19 protein-coding genes and 1 pseudogene are annotated in these 17,513 nt (G+C 46.8%); 8 read left to right on the top strand and 12 right to left on the bottom strand.

Going from position 1 to position 17,513, the window contains the following annotated elements:
* Nucleotides 1–36: 36 nt before the first annotated feature.
* The 5 genes and pseudogenes from RB160_RS19905 to fdhD form a co-directional block, all read right to left on the bottom strand.
* Nucleotides 37–771, bottom strand: a complete 735-nt coding sequence (locus RB160_RS19905; protein ID WP_316572187.1) for a formate dehydrogenase subunit gamma — start codon at nucleotides 769–771, stop codon at nucleotides 37–39.
* A complete protein-coding gene (locus tag RB160_RS19900; protein ID WP_316572186.1) occupies nucleotides 764–1,591 on the bottom strand; it encodes a 4Fe-4S dicluster domain-containing protein in 828 nt (275 codons plus the stop codon). The genes RB160_RS19905 and RB160_RS19900 overlap by 8 nt, the downstream gene beginning before the upstream one ends.
* Nucleotides 1,591–3,987: pseudogene (gene fdnG, locus RB160_RS19895) on the bottom strand (formate dehydrogenase-N subunit alpha); the annotation flags it as partial. The pseudogene fdnG and the gene RB160_RS19900, both read right to left, overlap by 1 nt.
* A gap of 12 nt (nucleotides 3,988–3,999) precedes the next feature.
* The gene (locus tag RB160_RS24130) at nucleotides 4,000–4,572 is read right to left on the bottom strand and encodes a twin-arginine translocation signal domain-containing protein (RefSeq protein WP_483870184.1); all 573 of its coding nucleotides are present in this window, start codon (nucleotides 4,570–4,572) and stop codon (nucleotides 4,000–4,002) included.
* 90 nt (nucleotides 4,573–4,662) lie between these two features.
* Nucleotides 4,663–5,424: a formate dehydrogenase accessory sulfurtransferase FdhD gene (gene fdhD / locus RB160_RS19890; protein ID WP_316572185.1), complete on the bottom strand. Its 762-nt coding sequence runs from the start codon at nucleotides 5,422–5,424 to the stop codon at nucleotides 4,663–4,665.
* Nucleotides 5,425–5,988: 564 nt separating this feature from the next.
* On the opposite strand from fdhD, the gene pdxK reads away from it, so the two are divergent.
* From pdxK to bshB2, 3 genes are all read left to right on the top strand, one after another.
* A complete protein-coding gene (gene pdxK / locus RB160_RS19885) occupies nucleotides 5,989–6,804 on the top strand; it encodes a pyridoxine/pyridoxal/pyridoxamine kinase (RefSeq protein WP_316572184.1) in 816 nt (271 codons plus the stop codon).
* 246 nt (nucleotides 6,805–7,050) lie between these two features.
* Nucleotides 7,051–7,398, top strand: coding sequence for a YojF family protein (locus RB160_RS19880; RefSeq protein ID WP_316572183.1), 348 nt, complete (start codon nucleotides 7,051–7,053; stop codon nucleotides 7,396–7,398).
* 41 nt (nucleotides 7,399–7,439) lie between these two features.
* The gene (bshB2, locus tag RB160_RS19875; protein ID WP_316572182.1) at nucleotides 7,440–8,105 is read left to right on the top strand and encodes a bacillithiol biosynthesis deacetylase BshB2; all 666 of its coding nucleotides are present in this window, start codon (nucleotides 7,440–7,442) and stop codon (nucleotides 8,103–8,105) included.
* A 213-nt stretch (nucleotides 8,106–8,318) separates the two neighbouring features.
* Here bshB2 and RB160_RS19870 read toward each other — a convergent pair whose 3' ends face one another.
* On the bottom strand, nucleotides 8,319–8,759 hold the full coding sequence (locus RB160_RS19870) for an SRPBCC family protein (RefSeq protein ID WP_316572181.1): 441 nt from the start codon (nucleotides 8,757–8,759) through the stop codon (nucleotides 8,319–8,321).
* A gap of 210 nt (nucleotides 8,760–8,969) precedes the next feature.
* Here RB160_RS19870 and RB160_RS19865 point away from each other — a divergent pair, with 210 nt between their 5' ends.
* The 3 genes from RB160_RS19865 to RB160_RS19855 are packed head-to-tail and all read left to right on the top strand — an operon-like array spanning nucleotide 8,970 to nucleotide 11,395.
* Nucleotides 8,970–9,695 (top strand): ABC transporter ATP-binding protein, encoded by a 726-nt coding sequence (locus RB160_RS19865; RefSeq protein WP_316572180.1) that lies wholly within the window; start codon nucleotides 8,970–8,972, stop codon nucleotides 9,693–9,695.
* Complete coding sequence (locus RB160_RS19860) at nucleotides 9,695–10,723, top strand: ABC transporter permease (protein WP_316572179.1); 1,029 nt, start codon at nucleotides 9,695–9,697, stop codon at nucleotides 10,721–10,723. The genes RB160_RS19865 and RB160_RS19860 overlap by 1 nt, the downstream gene beginning before the upstream one ends.
* A 21-nt stretch (nucleotides 10,724–10,744) precedes the next feature.
* Nucleotides 10,745–11,395, top strand: coding sequence for a TetR/AcrR family transcriptional regulator (locus RB160_RS19855; protein ID WP_316572178.1), 651 nt, complete (start codon nucleotides 10,745–10,747; stop codon nucleotides 11,393–11,395).
* Between the two features lie 92 nt (nucleotides 11,396–11,487).
* Here RB160_RS19855 and RB160_RS19850 read toward each other — a convergent pair whose 3' ends face one another.
* The 3 genes from RB160_RS19850 to RB160_RS19840 all read right to left on the bottom strand — a co-directional run bounded on the left by RB160_RS19850 (nucleotide 11,488) and on the right by RB160_RS19840 (nucleotide 13,868).
* Nucleotides 11,488–12,558, bottom strand: a complete 1,071-nt coding sequence (locus RB160_RS19850) for a PQQ-dependent sugar dehydrogenase (RefSeq protein WP_316572177.1) — start codon at nucleotides 12,556–12,558, stop codon at nucleotides 11,488–11,490.
* A 107-nt stretch (nucleotides 12,559–12,665) separates the two neighbouring features.
* A complete protein-coding gene (locus tag RB160_RS19845) occupies nucleotides 12,666–13,334 on the bottom strand; it encodes a DNA alkylation repair protein (protein ID WP_316572176.1) in 669 nt (222 codons plus the stop codon).
* A gap of 33 nt (nucleotides 13,335–13,367) precedes the next feature.
* Nucleotides 13,368–13,868, bottom strand: coding sequence for a GNAT family N-acetyltransferase (locus RB160_RS19840; RefSeq protein WP_316572175.1), 501 nt, complete (start codon nucleotides 13,866–13,868; stop codon nucleotides 13,368–13,370).
* 122 nt (nucleotides 13,869–13,990) lie between these two features.
* Between RB160_RS19840 and RB160_RS19835 the strand changes: the two genes are divergently transcribed.
* A complete protein-coding gene (locus RB160_RS19835) occupies nucleotides 13,991–14,134 on the top strand; it encodes a hypothetical protein (protein WP_316572174.1) in 144 nt (47 codons plus the stop codon).
* 400 nt (nucleotides 14,135–14,534) lie between these two features.
* Here RB160_RS19835 and RB160_RS19830 read toward each other — a convergent pair whose 3' ends face one another.
* The 3 genes from RB160_RS19830 to RB160_RS19820 all read right to left on the bottom strand — a co-directional run bounded on the left by RB160_RS19830 (nucleotide 14,535) and on the right by RB160_RS19820 (nucleotide 16,542).
* Nucleotides 14,535–14,741, bottom strand: a complete 207-nt coding sequence (locus tag RB160_RS19830; protein WP_316572173.1) for a hypothetical protein — start codon at nucleotides 14,739–14,741, stop codon at nucleotides 14,535–14,537.
* Between the two features lie 162 nt (nucleotides 14,742–14,903).
* Nucleotides 14,904–15,413 (bottom strand): hypothetical protein, encoded by a 510-nt coding sequence (locus tag RB160_RS19825; protein WP_316572172.1) that lies wholly within the window; start codon nucleotides 15,411–15,413, stop codon nucleotides 14,904–14,906.
* A gap of 28 nt (nucleotides 15,414–15,441) precedes the next feature.
* A complete protein-coding gene (locus tag RB160_RS19820) occupies nucleotides 15,442–16,542 on the bottom strand; it encodes a PRK06851 family protein (protein ID WP_316572217.1) in 1,101 nt (366 codons plus the stop codon).
* Between the two features lie 428 nt (nucleotides 16,543–16,970).
* Between RB160_RS19820 and RB160_RS19815 the strand changes: the two genes are divergently transcribed.
* Complete coding sequence (locus RB160_RS19815) at nucleotides 16,971–17,507, top strand: HD domain-containing protein (RefSeq protein WP_316572171.1); 537 nt, start codon at nucleotides 16,971–16,973, stop codon at nucleotides 17,505–17,507.
* Nucleotides 17,508–17,513 lie beyond the last annotated feature (6 nt).

The raw sequence follows: 17,513 nt of genomic DNA, 5'->3' as shown, positions 1-17,513 counted from the left end.
ATCACGAGCCCGGGGACTCCGGGCCGCCGGCGGTTTTTACGCGCCTTTATTTTTTTGTTTGTTTTCGTTTGTGTTTTTGTTTTTAGAGAGTTTATCTAAATCAGGGAAGTTGCCGTTTTTAACTTCTTCTTCGTACCATTCCGTGTAGTGGTCCTTTGCCCACCAGGCGGGCACTTCGCCGGTAATGACGCCTGTGTAGCCAGGGCGGGAGTTCTTGTGCACCACGCTCAAATAGACGTGGCCGACAACTACCGCGATGGCAAGCCCAAAGCCGACGTTGTGGAAGAAATACGCCCATTGAACGACCGCTTTTGGGAACAAATCCGGGAACCACATTGGAAAACCAGACCCGATAATAAGAAGGGCCGTGACAATTTGGATAATCGAGTTGATTTTTTCACCGGCGTTAAAGAATGGTTGTCTTACATGCTTGGACTTGAAACCGAACAACTCTTTAACGAATTCGGTAAAGAATTGAAGATCCCTCTTTTTCCAAGTGACAAGTTCCTTCAACCAGCGCGTAAAACCCTTTGGATCGAAAATGAGCCAGATGAAAGTCGGCATAATAAATGTTACCGCAAATATCCGGTGAAGCAGCCGCGCGTTTGCGGGTCCGCCCAAAATCGGATAAAGCCAGTCGAAAAACTCTGTATACATTGGAAGGGCTGTAATGTACAGGGCCAAGAAGGAAATGGCATTCACAGCATGAGCCCAAACGAATCCTTTTGAAAAACGCCTTACTTTAACGTCCGGCCTGATTGGCTTACTCATTGCTTCCACCTCCATCTTCGTCATGCTCTTTCCCTTCCTTGTTGAACAACTTGTTGGTAACAAATGCGCCAACGACAGCCATTGTTGTCGCACCAATCATCATTTTGCCGATTGGCTGGGCATAATCCTTCCACAATACAGCGGAAGTCGGAACTTTAGGGTTTTCCGGCAGACCGTAAACGGATGGCTTTTCAGCTAGCACATAAACGGTATGGGTGCCGCCTACCCCCTGTGGGTTGTAAACCATTGCATTCGGATAGCGTTCCTTGATTTCAGCCACGCGCTTTTCAGCTTTGCGGATCATTTCATCCTTGTTGCCAAACTCCATCGCACCTGTGTGGCAAGTTGTTACACAAGCTGGCTGGAGTCCTTCTTCAATTCTGTCAGTACACATTGTACATTTATGAGATTTCTTATATTCCTTGCCGTTTTTGTCAATATACGTTTTTAACGAAATAACATCGAACGGGCAGTTCTGGACACAATATCCGCAACCTACACACTTCTCCTGGTCAATGACGACTGTCCCAAATTCAGTGTAGGAGATTGCATCCTCAGGGCAGACTTTTTCACAGGCCGCGTCTGTGCAATGGAAGCATGAAGAGTGGCGGAACAGGTAATCAAGATTGCCTTTTGAGTTTTCATGCTCAATGTATTGCAAAACATTCCATGTATCAGCTGTTACCTTTGGATGTGACTGAACGCTGCCCAGGAAGTCTGTTTCCTCTGCAGGAAGGTCATTCCAGTTCTTGCAGGCCACCATACAGGCACGGCATCCATCACATTTAGTGACATCAACATATTTTACAAATTCCGGCATTAGCCTTTCCTCCTTACGTCGCAAAGGAATGCTTTATACTCAGGAATGGTTGTATTGGCATCGCCGATATGCGGTGTCAAATGGTTGGCCGAATCCCCTGTTGCGTACCCTTTGTAACCAAAATGCCAAGGCATGCCGATCTGGTGGACCTTTTTGCCTTTGATTGTATATGGCTTGAAACGTTTCGTTACCATGGCGTAGGCTTCAACTTCTCCACGGGCTGAGGTAACGATTACTTTGTCCTTATTCTTGATGCCCTTTTCTTTTGCCAGCTCTTCACTGATTTCTATAAACATATGGCCTACTAGCTCCGACAGCCATTGCTGGTTCCGTGTCATCGATCCGGACTGCCAATGTTCGCTCACCCGATAGGTTGTAGCGACAATCGGGAAATCCTTGTTCTCACCTTTCAGGTTAAAGTCACCTTCAAAGATTTGGACAGCAGGGTTTAAATTCTGTTTCGAGAACATATTGGTAATCGGGCTTTCAAACGGCTCATAATGCTCAGGGAAAGGCCCTTCATTCAGGCCGGCAAAAATCCCAGCGACTCCATCCTTCAGCATGATAAATGGGTTTTGTCCGCCCGGATCAGATGGCGCCTTGTCGACTACAAAGTCAGGTACATCGTTTCCGACCCATTTATTCTGGATGGCATCCCAATGGATGACCTCCTTGTCATTGCTCCACGAATTGCCTTGCGGATCGGCCGAAGCACGGTTATAAATGATACGGCGATTCATCGGCCACGCATAGGACCAGTTCAGGAAGTTAGGGCCGCCTGTTTTCGCATCACGGTTTTTCGCGCGGTTCTTTCCTTCTTCAGGATAGAAGCCGGAATAAATCCAGTTTCCGCTTGAAGTTGTTCCATCGTCCATCAACTTGCCAAAGCCAGGCAGCAGCTTGCCTGTTGTAAGGTCATAACCGTTGATTTCCTTACAGACAAGGTCGATATCAGGATGGCTTCCTTCGCCAAAGTTCCAATAAAGAGCGTTGATTGTCTTTGCAGCTGGTGTATTTTCATTTTTGTAAAGCGCCTTGATCCTTGTTGTAAACTCATGGATGATTTCAAGGTCTGCCTTTGCTTCTCCCCTTGAATCGATTGCTTTCCAGCGATATTGCATCCAGCGGGAGCTGTTCGATACAGACCCTTCTTTTTCAAATGAAGAGGATGCTGGGAGCAGGAATACTTCTGTTGCAATTTTATTTGGATCCGCGCCAGCTTCCTTTTTCCAGAATGCAGACGATTCTGTTTCCCACAAATCAACTGCTACGAGCCATTTCAGGTTGGCAAGCGATTCTTTCTCTTTGCCGGCATTAGGTCCCCCTACAACAGGGTTGGTCCCGAATAGGAACAATCCATCGATTCCCTTGTTATACATGGCATGAAACAGGTTGATATGGGAATAGTTTTTATTTCCTTTTGGCAGATACTGATAGCAGAACTCATTTTCCTTAGTTGCATTCGGGCCGTACCAAGCCTTCAGCATGCTGACCAAGAATTTAGGCTTATTGCTCCAGTAGCCTGTTTTTGGCGTTTCTTTTTCGTTGTACCCTGCGAGAGTGGCATGTTCAGGGACAGTTGCTTTTGGTGCACCGACGTAGCCAGGCAGGTCTGCGTATAGAAGGGCAAAGTCTGTTGACCCCTGTACGTTTGATTCACCGCGCATTGCTGCAAGGCCGCCTCCAGGAATCCCGACATTGCCGAGAAGAAGCTGTAGGATTGCCATTGCACGGACGTTTTGCGAACCGACCGTATGCTGGGTGATACCCATTGCATACATGATGACACCTGATTTGCCTACTTTTCCAGTTGAACAGAAAGCTTCACAAACTTTTAGGAAGTCTTCCTTAGGAGTACCAGTTGTTTCAACAATTTTTTCGATTGTGTAACGGGAATAATGCTTTCTCATCATTTGGAAAACAGAACGTGGATGTTCAAGGGTTAGATCCTTGACCGGTGTTCCATCTTCATTCGTTTCAAAAGCCCATTGTGTTTTATCATAACTGCGCTTTGCTTCATCATAGCCAGTGAAGAGGCCATCATTGAAGTCATAGCTGTCTTTAAGAATAAATGAAGCGTTTGTATATTTAGCAACATACTCTTTGTGAATCAAGTTGTTATCGATTGCATAATTGATCATTCCTGCAAGAAATGCGATATCCGTACCTGAACGAAGGGGAGCGTAAACATCTGACATTGCGGAAGACCTTGTGTAGCGCGGGTCAACTGAAACAATTTTCGCTCCTTTTTCCCTTGCCTTCGTCAGCCACCTGAATGAAATCGGATGGTTTTCAGCAGGGTTGGCTCCCATGATTAGAGCACAATCGGTATATTGCAGATCATTCCAATGGTTAGTCATTGCTCCACGACCAAATGTAGGTGCCAGACCGGCAACCGTAGAACTATGTCATATTCGCGCCTGGTGTTCGAGATAAACGACGCCAAGCCCTCTCATCATTTTCGCAAGCAAATAGCACTCTTCGTTGTCGAGCGCCGCTCCGCCCATACTCGCAATTCGCTCTGTTTTATTTACAAACATTCCGTTTTCTTTTTCCACGAAAGAAGCGTCACGTGTTTCCTTGACGCGCCTAGCGATTGTGTCATACATCCATTCCCATTCTTTTTCTTCCCACGTCTCACTGCCCGGCGCACGGTACAATGGCTTTGTAAGACGCTTTTCAGAAGTGTAAAGCTGCCTTAAAGTTGTTCCTTTCGAGCAAAGCTTTCCTTCGTTGATTGGGTTGTCGGGATCCCCCTCTGTATACACAACGGTGTTGTCTTTGGTATGGACAAGGATTCCGCATCCTACGCCGCAATAGCAGCAAATGGTTGGTGTTACTTTTGATTTGGCAATTTTAAATTCTTTCGATTTCGCATAGGCTGATTTTTCATCAAAGCCCAGCTCAACGATGGCCAACGTGGCCGCTGTGGCGCCTGACAATTTTAAAAATTGCCGGCGGTTCAGGTTGATTTCAACCATCTCTGTGTCTCCTTCCCTTAATTAACCTAGAGCATCCCTATTGCCCCTAATTCAGATTCAACTGGTGAATCGCTTTCACTTTGCCTCCTTTCAATTAACTTCTGCAGCGGCAGTCTCCCTCAGGTCACTATGGACCCTTCCTGCCGAGGTATAAATGACGGCCATTTTCCCTCTTAAATAGCCTACAACCTCAATATTTAAATATTTGGCTAACTGGACAGCCTGTTTTGTTGCGGCGGTCCTTGATCCGATGACGGCGAAGCCAAATTTTGCTGCCTTTGATAACATTTCGTATGAAACCCTACCTGTTGTCAGAAGAATCAGCTTCTCCGGACTGAGCCGGTTCCTAATTGCATGACCGATTATCTTGTCCACAGCATTGTGGCGGCCAATGTCTTCCCGGACAACCATGGAGCCGTCTTCATTGATGATGCAGGCGCCATGCATACCCCCAGTTTCCAAATAAAGCGTCGAGCATTGGGCGAATTCCGCCCGTTTCTTAAGAAGGTAGCTTAACGGATATTTCTGTTTGGAACGGACTTTTTCAAACTGTTTCACATCCGTCATCGAAAAGAACGTGACCCCCCGCCCGCATCCTGCGGTATAATGCTTTTTCTTCGAGAACATTTTCTCGCCGTCAAAAGAATTGGTTAGTGTTACCTGAAGGGTTGCATTGCCCTCGTGGAAAAGTACTTGCTCTATATCATCCGCGGATTCAATCATCCCCTCGGAAAAGAGATAACCGTAAGCCCAATCCTCCAAATCGGAGTTCGTCAACTGGAAAACGGCAATTTCATAGCCATTGACCGAAAGATTTATAGGGTACTCATCGGGACAGCTTTTTCTGTTCATTGCCTTTCCTCCCTTGCATGTTCTGGCAAAAGTCTTCGCCAATTTTTATTGTAGAAATGAAATACCTTTTAAACTGTGATGTACATCACAATAGAGGTTTTGGATGCCTTGATAAGGCAATCCCTTGGTATCAAAGGAAAATGAAACGATAAACAATGAAATTTTTGGATTTTTTTTGAAAAGTGGTGGCTAAGGTTTGACAATTCATTTGCATATATGTGGCTTTTGTTTGGACAATTTGTGAACCTTTAAAATATTCACCGTGGGTATGGGAAGAACGGAGAAAAGGTTCTTTGTGGAAGTTTCAAACATTACCACTCTGCAAACATCCTCTTTCTATCAGAGTAAGACGAAAATGGGGGAGTTGCAGTAATAATTATCACGCCGCAACCCAATGTCAAAAAAACGTAACATCTTTCGCAACCCGAAAAAATCCTCCACGATTTCTTTACAAACGTGCATCATCCTGAGTAAAATGAGGAATGAATTATATAAATCGGTGGATTTTGGATTGGAACGATGAATGGAAATCCGTCCTACATCCAAGTACAAGGAGGCAACAGCATGTCGATCAAAAAAGTAATGACGATTGCCGGTTCAGATACAAGTGGCGGCGCTGGCATCCAAGCCGACCTGAAAACATTCCAGGAGCTTGGCGTCTACGGAATGACCGCGCTGACAACAATTGTCACGATGAAGCCGGAGGGCTGGCACCATCAAGTTCATCCGCTGCCTGTTGAAACATTGAAGACACAGCTGGAAACGATTCTTTCGACAGGAATCGACGCCATGAAAACAGGAATGCTCGGAACGGTAGAAATCATCGAACTCTCTGCAAAAGTAATGGATGAAAACAGGCTTGATAAAGTTGTGATTGACCCGGTGATGGTCTGTAAGGGTGAAGATGAAGTCCTTAACCCCGAAACAACCGATGCAATGCGCGAGCTGCTTGTCCCGCGCGCGACAGTTGTAACTCCGAACCTCTTTGAAGCAGGACAGCTTGCAAAGACAGGCCCAATTCGCAATTTGGACCAAATGAAGCAAGCGGCAGCCATTATCCATGAGCAGGGCGCCAAATATGTCGTCATCAAGGGCGGAAGCAAATTCGAGCATGAAGGCAAGGCCATGGATTTACTATTCGACGGCAAAAACTATAAGCTGTACGAAACGGATAAAATTGAGACAACCTACACCCACGGGGCAGGATGCACATACTCTGCCGCGATTGCCGCAGGCCTTGCGAAAGGACAGGAAGTGGAGCAGGCAATCGATACGGCTAAGGCTTTCATTACAGAAGCCATCAAACACGGTTTCAGGCTTAACGAGTATGTCGGGCCTACCTGGCAGGGCGAATTCAGAAACCTTCATAAAAACGCATAAGGACTTAATTGCGTAAGAGTTGGGACACATGCTTCGCATGTGTCCGATTACAGCTGCTCCTGGCCCAATGGCTGGCTTTTGCGGCATTCAAACAACGGGCCGGGATTGCTTCCGGCCCGTTGCTGTTTTACGGGACATTTAACCAAGTGCAATGCTTTCGCATTCCAATCCAGTTTTTAGTATGATAAAAGGATTAAAGGACTCTAATAAAAAAGCAGAGCCGATCTGCGGGGAAGGGGGATTTAGTTGGAACCAGTCATCAAGGCAAATGTCCAGTCCGCGATTGATAAATTTTGCGGCAAAGAGGTTTACATTCACCTAGAAACGACAAATGGCGCCTATGCTTCCCATTTTGACCAGTCATTCTTTTCATCGGGCGCCCATATCCGGAACGCCAAAGTCACGTATGAACTCGGCAAAATCACAGGCACCGGCCCGTATCGTGTCGGGCTGAAAATACCCCTTGGCTGGGTATATGCGGAAGGAATTACGCATTATGAGGTGGATGAGAAAGGGCGCCTTTTAATGGCGGGGCACGATTTCAATGGGAAACTCGCGGTTGCCCTTCAAGTCAGCCCTACACCTTTTGAATAAAGGCCATAATGATGAAGACTAATCCTAAAGGAGATTTGTATATGGAAAAAGAACGCCATGTGCTCGTAGTCTTTCCACATCCAGATGATGAGGCATTTGGTGTATCGGGGACAATCGCCACCCACACAAAAAACGGGACGCCGGTGACGTATGCATGCCTAACCCTTGGGGAAATGGGCAGGAATATGGGGAATCCTCCCTTTGCGACAAGGGAATCCCTGCCGCTAATTCGAAAGGGAGAGCTCCAGGAAGCGGCGAGGGTACTTGGCATCAAGGATTTGCGGATGCTTGGCTACAGGGACAAAACGATCGAATTTGAGGCTGAAGCTAAGCTTGCCGCCGATATATCATCAATCATTAAAGAAGTTGACCCTTCGCTGGTTATCACATTTTACCCAGGCTACTCCGTCCATCCCGACCATGAAGCAACGGGAAGGGCGGTAATTAGGGCCGTCAGCGAAATCGCTCCGGCGAGGAGGCCGAAGCTCCATTGTGTCGCGTTCGCGAAAAACTGCGTCGAGGAACTTGGGGAAGCCGACATTGTCCACGATATCACTCCGGTTGCCGACATAAAGCTTGAGGCAATCAAAGCGCACCGTTCCCAGACCCAGCTAATGGTAAAGGATATGGAAGAGAAATTGAAGAACCAGGACCCGCAAACGATGGTATGGGTGAACGTAGAACGGTTTTGGACATATAAATTTTAGACCTTATTTAGCGGGAAACGACTTTTACCGACGAGTTTTTGATCTACTATTGCATATTAAAAAGCACCCGGCTGGCGGTTTGCCATCGGGTGTTTTGTTCATTTGGACACCGAAGCCAAGAAAACTTCTTTTGTTGTCAGAATCACTGCTTCATTCGGACACCGAAGCCGAGAAAACTTCTTTTGCTGTCAAATTCCCACTTCATCCGGAAGCTTACTCATTCCCCTCCATTACGTCCTTCAAATATTTCATCTGGTTGCCGTCTTCTCTTTTCAGCATATTGACAATGAATCGCTTTGTTAGGGCCATGACAATGCCGCTAGTTTTAATATCAGCTTTAAAATGCGCATTGGTTCCATCTTCTATTTCATCAAAGATATACCGGTAAGTCGATTGAAGGCCGTTCAAATTGCTTCGGTACGAAAACAATTTATTTTCTTCATACTCCACAATTTCAAGTTCGTTTTTTGTTTCCCTGCCTCGAATCATGCGTGTTTCGACTACTTTATCGCCAGGCTTCAAAGGGCCTTTGCCCGGCTTCTCAATTTTGATAATGTTCGGCATGATTTCCGGCATATAGTCCATGCTGCTGACAAACTGGAATACCTCGCTAACCGGTTTATGGATGATGACACTTGACTGAAAGTCTGCCACTTACTTACACCTCGCTCATATACTTTTCTTTTTTCATTATATATTGTTTTTTTGAAATTTCGTAACCTGGTGACAAAAAGGACTGAAACAATTGTCGAATTTTATTTTTCAAAAATGAGTGATTACTCACTTCCATTCTCGAACCATTTGGCATAAAATAAACTTAACAAATGAGTGATTACTCACTCTAAAAATGAAAGGTGGATTGCTATGGAAAACAGCTCCATCGTCTCTGTTAAAAATGTTTCAAAGTCTTTTGGAAAACAGCAAGTCTTGAACACTATTAATCTGGATATTTATCCCGGTGAAATCTTCGGCCTTCTCGGTCCCTCCGGTGCGGGGAAGACAACTATTGTCCGGCAGCTAATCGGCCTTGAACTGCCGACAGAGGGTGAGAACTGGTTGTTCAACGAAAAAATGCCTTCCCTCAAGCTCGTTGAAAAAGCGGGGTACATGTCCCAGTCCGATGCCCTCTACCAGGAGCTATCCGCAAAAGACAATCTCGAGTTTTTCGGCGCGCTTTATGGATTGAAAGGGAAACGGCTGAGAGAGCGTATAGAAGAAGTCATGGAGATCGTCCAATTGGGCGGGGACCTGAACAAGCTTGTATCGAATTATTCCGGGGGGATGAAGCGGCGCCTTTCTCTCGCGGCAGCCTTGCTCCATGAACCGGAACTGCTAATCCTTGATGAGCCTACAGTGGGGATTGATCCCGTGTTGAGGAAAAGTATTTGGGAGCGGTTCTATGAGCTGAAGGAAAAGGGTACTGCCATCATTGTTACGACCCACGTCATGGATGAGGCCGAGAAATGCGACAGGCTCGGCATGATCCGCGACGGGAAGCTGATTGCCGTTGGAACGCCGGAAGAGCTTAAGAAAAATACAGATTCCGATACAATTGAGCAGGCATTCCTAGTTTATGGAGGTGCGGTATAATGCGTATCAAGGCACTCGTTATCCGGATTTTAAGGCAGTTTTTGCGCGACAAACGGACGATGGCACTGATGATTCTTGCTCCCATCCTGATCCTGACAATGCTGAACCTCGTCTTTAACGGCAGGGATTACGTTCCGAAAGTAGGGCTTGTTGATTTTCCCGAGCAGCTAAAGGAACAAATGGATCTTGATGATGCGAAAATAACAAACTACATTTCCAGCGAATCAGCAGAGAAAGCTTTGAAAGATGGCGGCCTTGATGGATACCTGTCCATCAAAGGGAAAAGTCCCGAAATTGTGCTTGAAGGCAGCGATCCAACCGCCAACCGGGCAGTCCTGCTTTGGGTTCAGAAGGCATACAAACAGATTCTTCCCAATGCTGGCACACAGGAACTCCAGGTCGATTATTTGCACGGCTCTGAAACGATGAGCCAATTTGATTACTTCGGCCCTGTCCTTCTTGCTTATTTCGCGTTCTTCTTTGTCTTTTTAATTGCAGGGGTATCCTTCCTGCGCGAACGCACGAGCGGGACGCTTGAAAGGCTCCTCGCTAGCCCGCTGCGGCGATGGGAAATTGTCGTGGGATATGTATTCGGTTTCGGGATTTTTACAACCATCCAGGCAACGATTATCGCCTGGTATGGAATCTACATTCTTGATATGCTGATGGAAGGGTCGTTCCTGCTCGTCCTTTTGACCATCCTACTCCTTTCCTTCACAGCATTGACGCTTGGCATTCTATTGTCGGCTTTTGCGAATAATGAAATGCAAATCATCCAGTTCATTCCTCTCGTCATCGTGCCGCAGGTTTTCTTCTCAGGCTTGTTCAACCTGGAAACGATGTCCGAGTGGCTCAGCTGGATCGGTCCGCTGACACCTCTTTATTATGCCGCCGACGCGATGCGCAACCTGATGGTAAGGGGATATGGAATCAAAGAAATCTATCCCGACTTGCTTCTTTTGTTCGGGTTATCGATTATTTTCATGATTTTAAACATCGCTGCTTTAAAAAAGCACAGGAAGATGTAGCTATGCGGAAAGGGGATTTTCATGTCTGACCAGGAAAAAATGACAGAAGAACTTTTTAACGACGAAGAATTGACCGATAAACAAAAGAAAATCCTGGTTGCCGCCATTGAATCCTTTTCTGAAAAAGGTTACGCGGCAACCTCTACCAACGAAATCGCCAGAAAGGCTGGAGTTGCCGAAGGGACGATTTTCCGCCATTACAAAACAAAAAAGGACCTGTTGCTTAACATTGTGGCACCTGTGATGGCAAAGTTGGTGGCTCCATTTGTCATCCGGGATTTCGATAAGATCCTGAACAAGCGTTTTGATGATTTTGAAGATTTCCTCCGGGCAATGTTCGAAAACAGGCGCGAGTTCATTGAGAAAAACAGCCAGATTATCCGTATCCTTGTTCAGGAAATCCCGTTCCAGCCCGAGCTGCGTGAGCAATTTAAGGAGCATGTGGCCGCTAAACTGTATGAACGGTTTGAAAAACTCGCTAAGTACTATCAGGAAAAGGGGCAAATCATTGATATTCCTCCAAAAAGCGCCCTTAGAATGGTCGGTTCCTCCATCATCGGCTATTTTATTGCCAAATACCTCATTATCCCCGAATCGGAATGGGATGATGAAGCTGAAACAGAGCGCACAATCCAGTTCATCCTGAACGGGCTTGGAACGGGTCCGAAATAACAGTAAAAGAGGCTGTCGATTGTGCAGCCTCTTTTGGCTTTTAAACCCTTTATCATTTCATCCGCGATTTCCTCTTTTTTCAGTAGGAATCGTTATTTCAACCGAACCCGATACAGCTTATCGTCCGTTTCATCAGGGGTTCCCCGGCCATCTGTATTGTTGCTGATAAAATACAAATAGTCATCTTCAATCAGCACATCGCGGATACGGCCAAATCCATCGGCAAATTCGCGTGTTTTTTTCCCAGCCAGGTCGAATTCCCTAACCGCATTTCCCCTTAATGTTGCAACATACAGCTTATCGCCATATGCCGCCATGCCGGAAGGGGCCCACGTCTCATCGCCTGAATGGAAGAGTGGCGTCTCCATTCCCTGCATCTTCTGACTTCCCATAATAACAGGCCAGCCGTAGTTTTTGCCCGGCCTGATCAGGTTGATTTCGTCATGGGCGGACTGTCCGTGTTCGCTTGCGTACATGGTCCCATCTGCCGTCCAGGCAAGCCCCTGCGGATTTCGGTGTCCATAGCTGTAGATGTATGAGCCCGGAAATGGATTGTCGTCCGGAATGCTTCCATCCAGGTTCATCCTGAGTATTTTCCCGCCAAGCGTCTTCTTGTCCTGGGCAAGCTCCGGGTTGGCTGCATCACCCGATGTAATATACAGCTTTCCATCAGGCCCGATTTTCAGCCTGCCGCCATGGTGGACTGGCCCGCTTGGAAGCCCGTCTATCAGCGTCCTCTCCTCTGACCAAGTTCCATTTCGGTGGGACAGGACAATCACCCGGTTTTTCTGCCCCTCCGAATCATTATACGTATAATAGGCATAAGCCGTTTGGGTTGAGAGGAAATCAGGCGCGAGGACAAATCCAAGCAACCCCGCTTCCGAAGCATCAGACAGCCTTTCCTTCAGCATTACCCTTTGCCGCTCTGCTTTCCCGTTTTCAATTTTCACAATGGAACCCGGCCGTTCGGAAATGTAGAAGGTTTCCCCCGATTTTGCGATAGACCACGGAATTTGGAGGTTTTCGTCTATCACTTCTGCCTTGCCCTGCCAAACAACTGGCTTATCTTCAGGCGGTTTTTTCCCCGGCTCCGCCTTCCTCTCGTTCAAACAGCCAACCAGCAGCAACGCCGCCAGAACTACGAGCGTAATTCTCTTCCCCATCGGTCTCAACTCCTTTAGTACATTTCAGCCACGTGCACCCATATGAGTTCAATTTCCCCCATGTTTATAGGGCTTTTTTTAAAAAAAACCTGCCTTCGCCACCCAGTTTAGCCAAGATACTTCGAGCCCTCACGCCGGCTAAGCGCGGCAAGCTTCGTATTCTGGATGAATTCCCTAACCGAATCGGGATTCGTTTTCGAATATTCCCTTAATGCCCAGCCAATTGCCTTCTGGATAAAAAAATCCCTGCTATCGGCATTTTGCCTGATGTATGTATAAAGGCGGCTTTCATCCGTATCATGCTTGTATTTCAACTGGTACAGGATGGCTGTCCTCCTGAGCCACATATTATCAGAAACGGCCCATTTATCCATCTCCAATGGTATGGAATCACGAAATCTCGCGGCAAGAGCGCCGACAGGTATTTGGGAGAGGGCGTCGACTGTATCCCACCATGACTTATGAGTAATTAATTCGCGGGCCAATTCAAGGGACTCACGGTCTAGCTTCCGGCTGAATTTCGCCAGGTAGCCGAGTGCCGCATACTGGTATTCCCGTTCAGGCAACTCCCAGAGCAACCTGATAAACCTTTCATTATACGGCTCTTTCGCCAGCCCGCTCTCCGCGTAGAACCTTTTTTCAAGCTCAGCCCTGAGCGGTTTTTTTATGCCGAGAAACGGGAAGTGGTTTTTCATGTACTTTTCCATTGCAAGCGCATTTTCCGGGCTGCGGTGTCCTTCAAAAATTGTTTTCAATTGTAAAATATACTTTTCCATGCAGGTCTTCCTTTTCACATAATTTGCAAACGTTTAAGCGTTAGATGCGGGAACAGTGAATTCCTGGAAGATAATCGGTTCGCCGTCTTCCTCGTCCTCTTGTTCATCATAAAGGATCGCAAATCTGTCATACACCTTTCGCCAAAATGCAATCGCCCGTTCATTCCGGATAAGCTGAGCGACTAAGTAACTACCGCTTCTCTCTTCAAAAATAACCTCGGCTGTCCGGATTGCAATCCCTTTTCCACGAAACCGGTTATAGACGAAGAAATCATTAATGACGTAATCCACTTTTTTTGTAAAAGGTGGCTCCAGCAAGACAACGAATCCTGCGCGCTCCCCATCTGCCATAATGAAATAAGGATTGACCCCTTCCTTTTTCCAAAAGAGAGAGAAAGAGTCGAATTCATACATGCCGTCTTCATTTTCCTTCAATGAATCCGAATAGGCAGTGAGGTCGTGAAGGTAAAGAGAATACATATTTGCCAATATTCCGGCGTCTTCCGGGCCAGTTTTTTGTAAAAATATATCCATTGCTGTCAGCTCCATCAAATTTGTCTCATAGTACTATTCTCTTTCGGAATAGCGATATCCTTTTGTATGAAAGACTTCCCTTCAGCCAAACTACAAAGGAAACAGGAAAGGGGGGTCAGGCATTGACGAAAAAATTCAACCGGGGCAGCCGGAACCAAAATTCTCCAGAATCAGGGCACTATCAAATGGAAATCGCCGAGGAAAACAGCGGGGACAACAGCAAAGGGAACAAGCGGAACAAAAACCAAAAGACAAAAACGAAATAATTGCGTTTTCGGAAAAACAAAATGCCCGGCTGCCAAATGGTTGCAGCCGGGCTGCATGTTTCTCGTCACTTCCTAAACTCCTCCTTCACTTGCTCGTAGATTTCACGGGCCGTATCGGAAAATGCAAAAACAACAAGCGTAAAAAAAATGATAATGGATTTTTTTAACCAGAGATGACCTAAACCAGCAGAGATTAACCCCAACACTAGAAATAGCAAGAAGACAATACGGTATGCTGGCTTTCGCCTTAGTGCCACCCTAATCTCCTCCTCTTCAGGTTTTCCTCACTCAATAAAAGACGCACGGCATCCCTCCCTACCTTCTATAATTTGTGAATAAACGCACAACTATTTATAAATAAATTAGGGCCGCATCGTTAGTGTGCAGGCCCTAAGAAGAGTTATTTCTTTTTTCTTTTTTCTAAAATATCAAACCCGTACTCGTACATCTGAAACGCCTTACCCATAGCAACCGCTCCAATGAGCACCAAAGCAATCCACAATACCTTTTTTACCCACACTACATCTATCATTATCGCCAGGAGTCCAAGTACCAGAGCAATTCCGAACAAGGTGAACCATTGCTTGAATACGATTAAATTTTTCATCGCCCTCGCCCCTTCGCAAGCAAGTATTTACTTTACTTATCTGTACGGATGAACTTGGAAAAGGATTCGTTTGTTTTCTTAATTTTCTCATTTTTTCCTAAAAAAACAACAGAAAAGCGGAAAAAGACGCCCGGTTGCCCGGGCGTCTTTTCATATGCGTAATTAAAAACACCGGAACGACCGAATTCTCCTCAGGTCGGTTCCATAATATGTCCAACCGTTTCTTCTGTAGCGCCAGCCAGCAATCGAGGTTCGCCCGATATAGGTCGGGTAGAACCAGAAACTGCGTCCGTTGTTCAGCCATATATAGGTGAAACGATAGCGGCAGCGCCGGATCGCGCCGGGATCGACTGCAAAAGAAGTCGCTCCATATGCTTCCTGCGGGGTGGCAAAAGGCGGCGGCCCTGACGGCGGCCCATCGTGCCCTCCCCCAGGGAAACCTCCGCCCGGGCCTCCTCCTGGAAATTGTCCACCAGTTTGCCCGCCGCCTGGAAATCCTCCGCCCGGGAACTGGCCTCCTAGTCCTCCTCCTGGGAATTGTCCTCCCGTCTGCCCGCCACCTGGAAACTGGCCGCCTGGCCCGCCTCCAGGGAATTGTGGAAATTGCCTGTCATCCTCTACTTCCTGATAGGGCACTGGGCCATACAAAAACTCATTCTTGTTGTCTTCCATTCATACTCCTCCTCCGAGTTATTTAACTTTATACCTTTTCTCTTGCCACTTCCCTTATTTGGCTGGCAATCCTATCGCGGATGGCTTCCACTTTTTTAAAATCCATCGCGGCTATATAAATTTCCTCAAGCTCGTCATGTAGTTCCTTTGCCTTTGCGAGATGAGAGGTGGCTTCCCTCATCTTTGCTTTGTATCTTCCGGCTATTTCCGCGATTCGATCTTCAAAAATTTCATCCGTACCCTTCGGAAACAACAATTCGTACATATCAATGATTTCGTCCCCGCCGCGGTTTGGAAAGTATTCATGTGGTGCGGTGCTATCAAAAATGGCTATTCCAAGTTCCCGGAAAATGACCATGTCAAGGCTGTGTGGATCAAACCCGCAGTGATAAATCTCGACATCAAGCCCCCGTTCCTCGCCGGTTTTCGCCAGCTTTTTCAACATTGTCGATTTGCCGCTCCCCGGCCTGCCTTTAATAAAATACCGCTTCTGGATATCCTCTGTCAGGTTGGGAACGAAGTCCACGGCTCCCTTTGGCGTAGCAGCCCCAAGAAATCGGTGCCGAATCTCGCTAGTTTTGTTCAGCTTCATTTTTCCGAAAAACTGCTCAATCAGCTTCTCTGTCAACCCATCCGCTTTTTCAAAATCCATGCTTTGGATGTAAATCAATTCCCATTCATCATGGACTGCCAGCGCTTCCTTGAACGTGTCATAAGCCTGTTTGAACGCCTCGGCTATGCGTTTATTCAGCTTCAGGATCGTTTCTTTTTCCCTGTGAAGAGCCCCGGAATCCCAGGCTTCGCCGAGGTTGACATATTCCTCAATCGCACCAGGGGCCGTCGGTTCAATGACATGGGGGTGGGTTCCGTCTACAATGCCAATTTTCAAGGCAGGGATAATGACCCCATCAATTGATTTATTGTCGGAAGAACAATGCAAATATTCTATGTCATAGCCACGTTCATGCCATTCCCTGCCAATCGTTTTCATCAATGAGGACTTGCCGGTACCGGGCCCTCCCTTCAGGATGAACAGCCAGTCAAGCCCCTGCAGATTCGATGCATATAAACTGTAAAACCCCCTTGCGGTATTGCCCCCGGCAAAGTAGTTCCTGATCCTGCCCGCCACATGAACACACCCCTTTTTTTCAGACAAATGGATTGTTTCAACCACTATCATATGCACCTCCCTCAGTTAGGTGAATGCCCAGTGTAAAAAATAGGCTTGGCCTTGTTCCAACAAATTTCGCAACACGTTTAAACCGGTACATCGCGGGAATAGTAATACCAAGCGTGTTACTCCTCCGCCAAAAAGGCGGTTGATATAGATGGCAAGAAAAGCCGAAGCGCATTGATTAGCCCCTTCAAGCTAAAGATGGGCCCGTAGATGCCCTACCCTCCGGAGGGAACCGGCTTAGGGGGCTAGGCGCTGAAGCTGGACCATTCTCAAAGTGAAAAAATGCTATCCTATCTTTAGGGAAAGGGACTCCAATTTGGGAGTCTTTTTCTTCATATATGGGGAAAAAATGATAGTATTGCTTAAAGCGGAGGTGGACTATGAGGGATGTAACACTTGAAAACATTTTTAAACACCGGATTGCCCAAAAATTCCTGAACCGCTCGGGTATGGCCCATGCCATTGCCGTCGCCTACCATTCGTTCAATCTTGCGCGGGAGCAGGGCCAGGATGTCGATATCGCGGCAAAGGCGGGGTTTTTGCATGATATGGGGCATTACACGTGGTACAGGAACGGAAAATGGGATTACGAACTGTACCGGAAAAATGATATCCATGCAATCAAGGGGGCAGAGCGCGCCCACAAGCTGCTGATCCGGCTCGGAGAAAATCCGGTCAAAGCAAAAACGATCGCACTTGCCATCCTCTTCCATACCGATTCCTTCCTACCCACCAACGACATCGTCCGGACGCCGATGCAGGAAATCGTCAAACTCGCCGACGAAAAAGACGAAGAAGAAGGCGGCATGCACCACTACCGCAAAATCGAATACGACCGCGCGATGAAAAGTATCATCCGCCTAGATAAGATGATTGATGACATTTTGGAAAAAGAAAACCCTGGCCAGAACCTTTAAAGGGAT

Origin of the sequence: Neobacillus sp. YIM B06451, from assembly GCF_032667185.1 — a bacterium.
Classification (GTDB): Bacteria; Bacillota; Bacilli; order Bacillales; family Cytobacillaceae; genus Bacillus_D.
The sequence above is the reverse complement of the archived record's forward strand: the minus strand, read 5'-3'. Positions and strand labels throughout refer to the sequence as shown.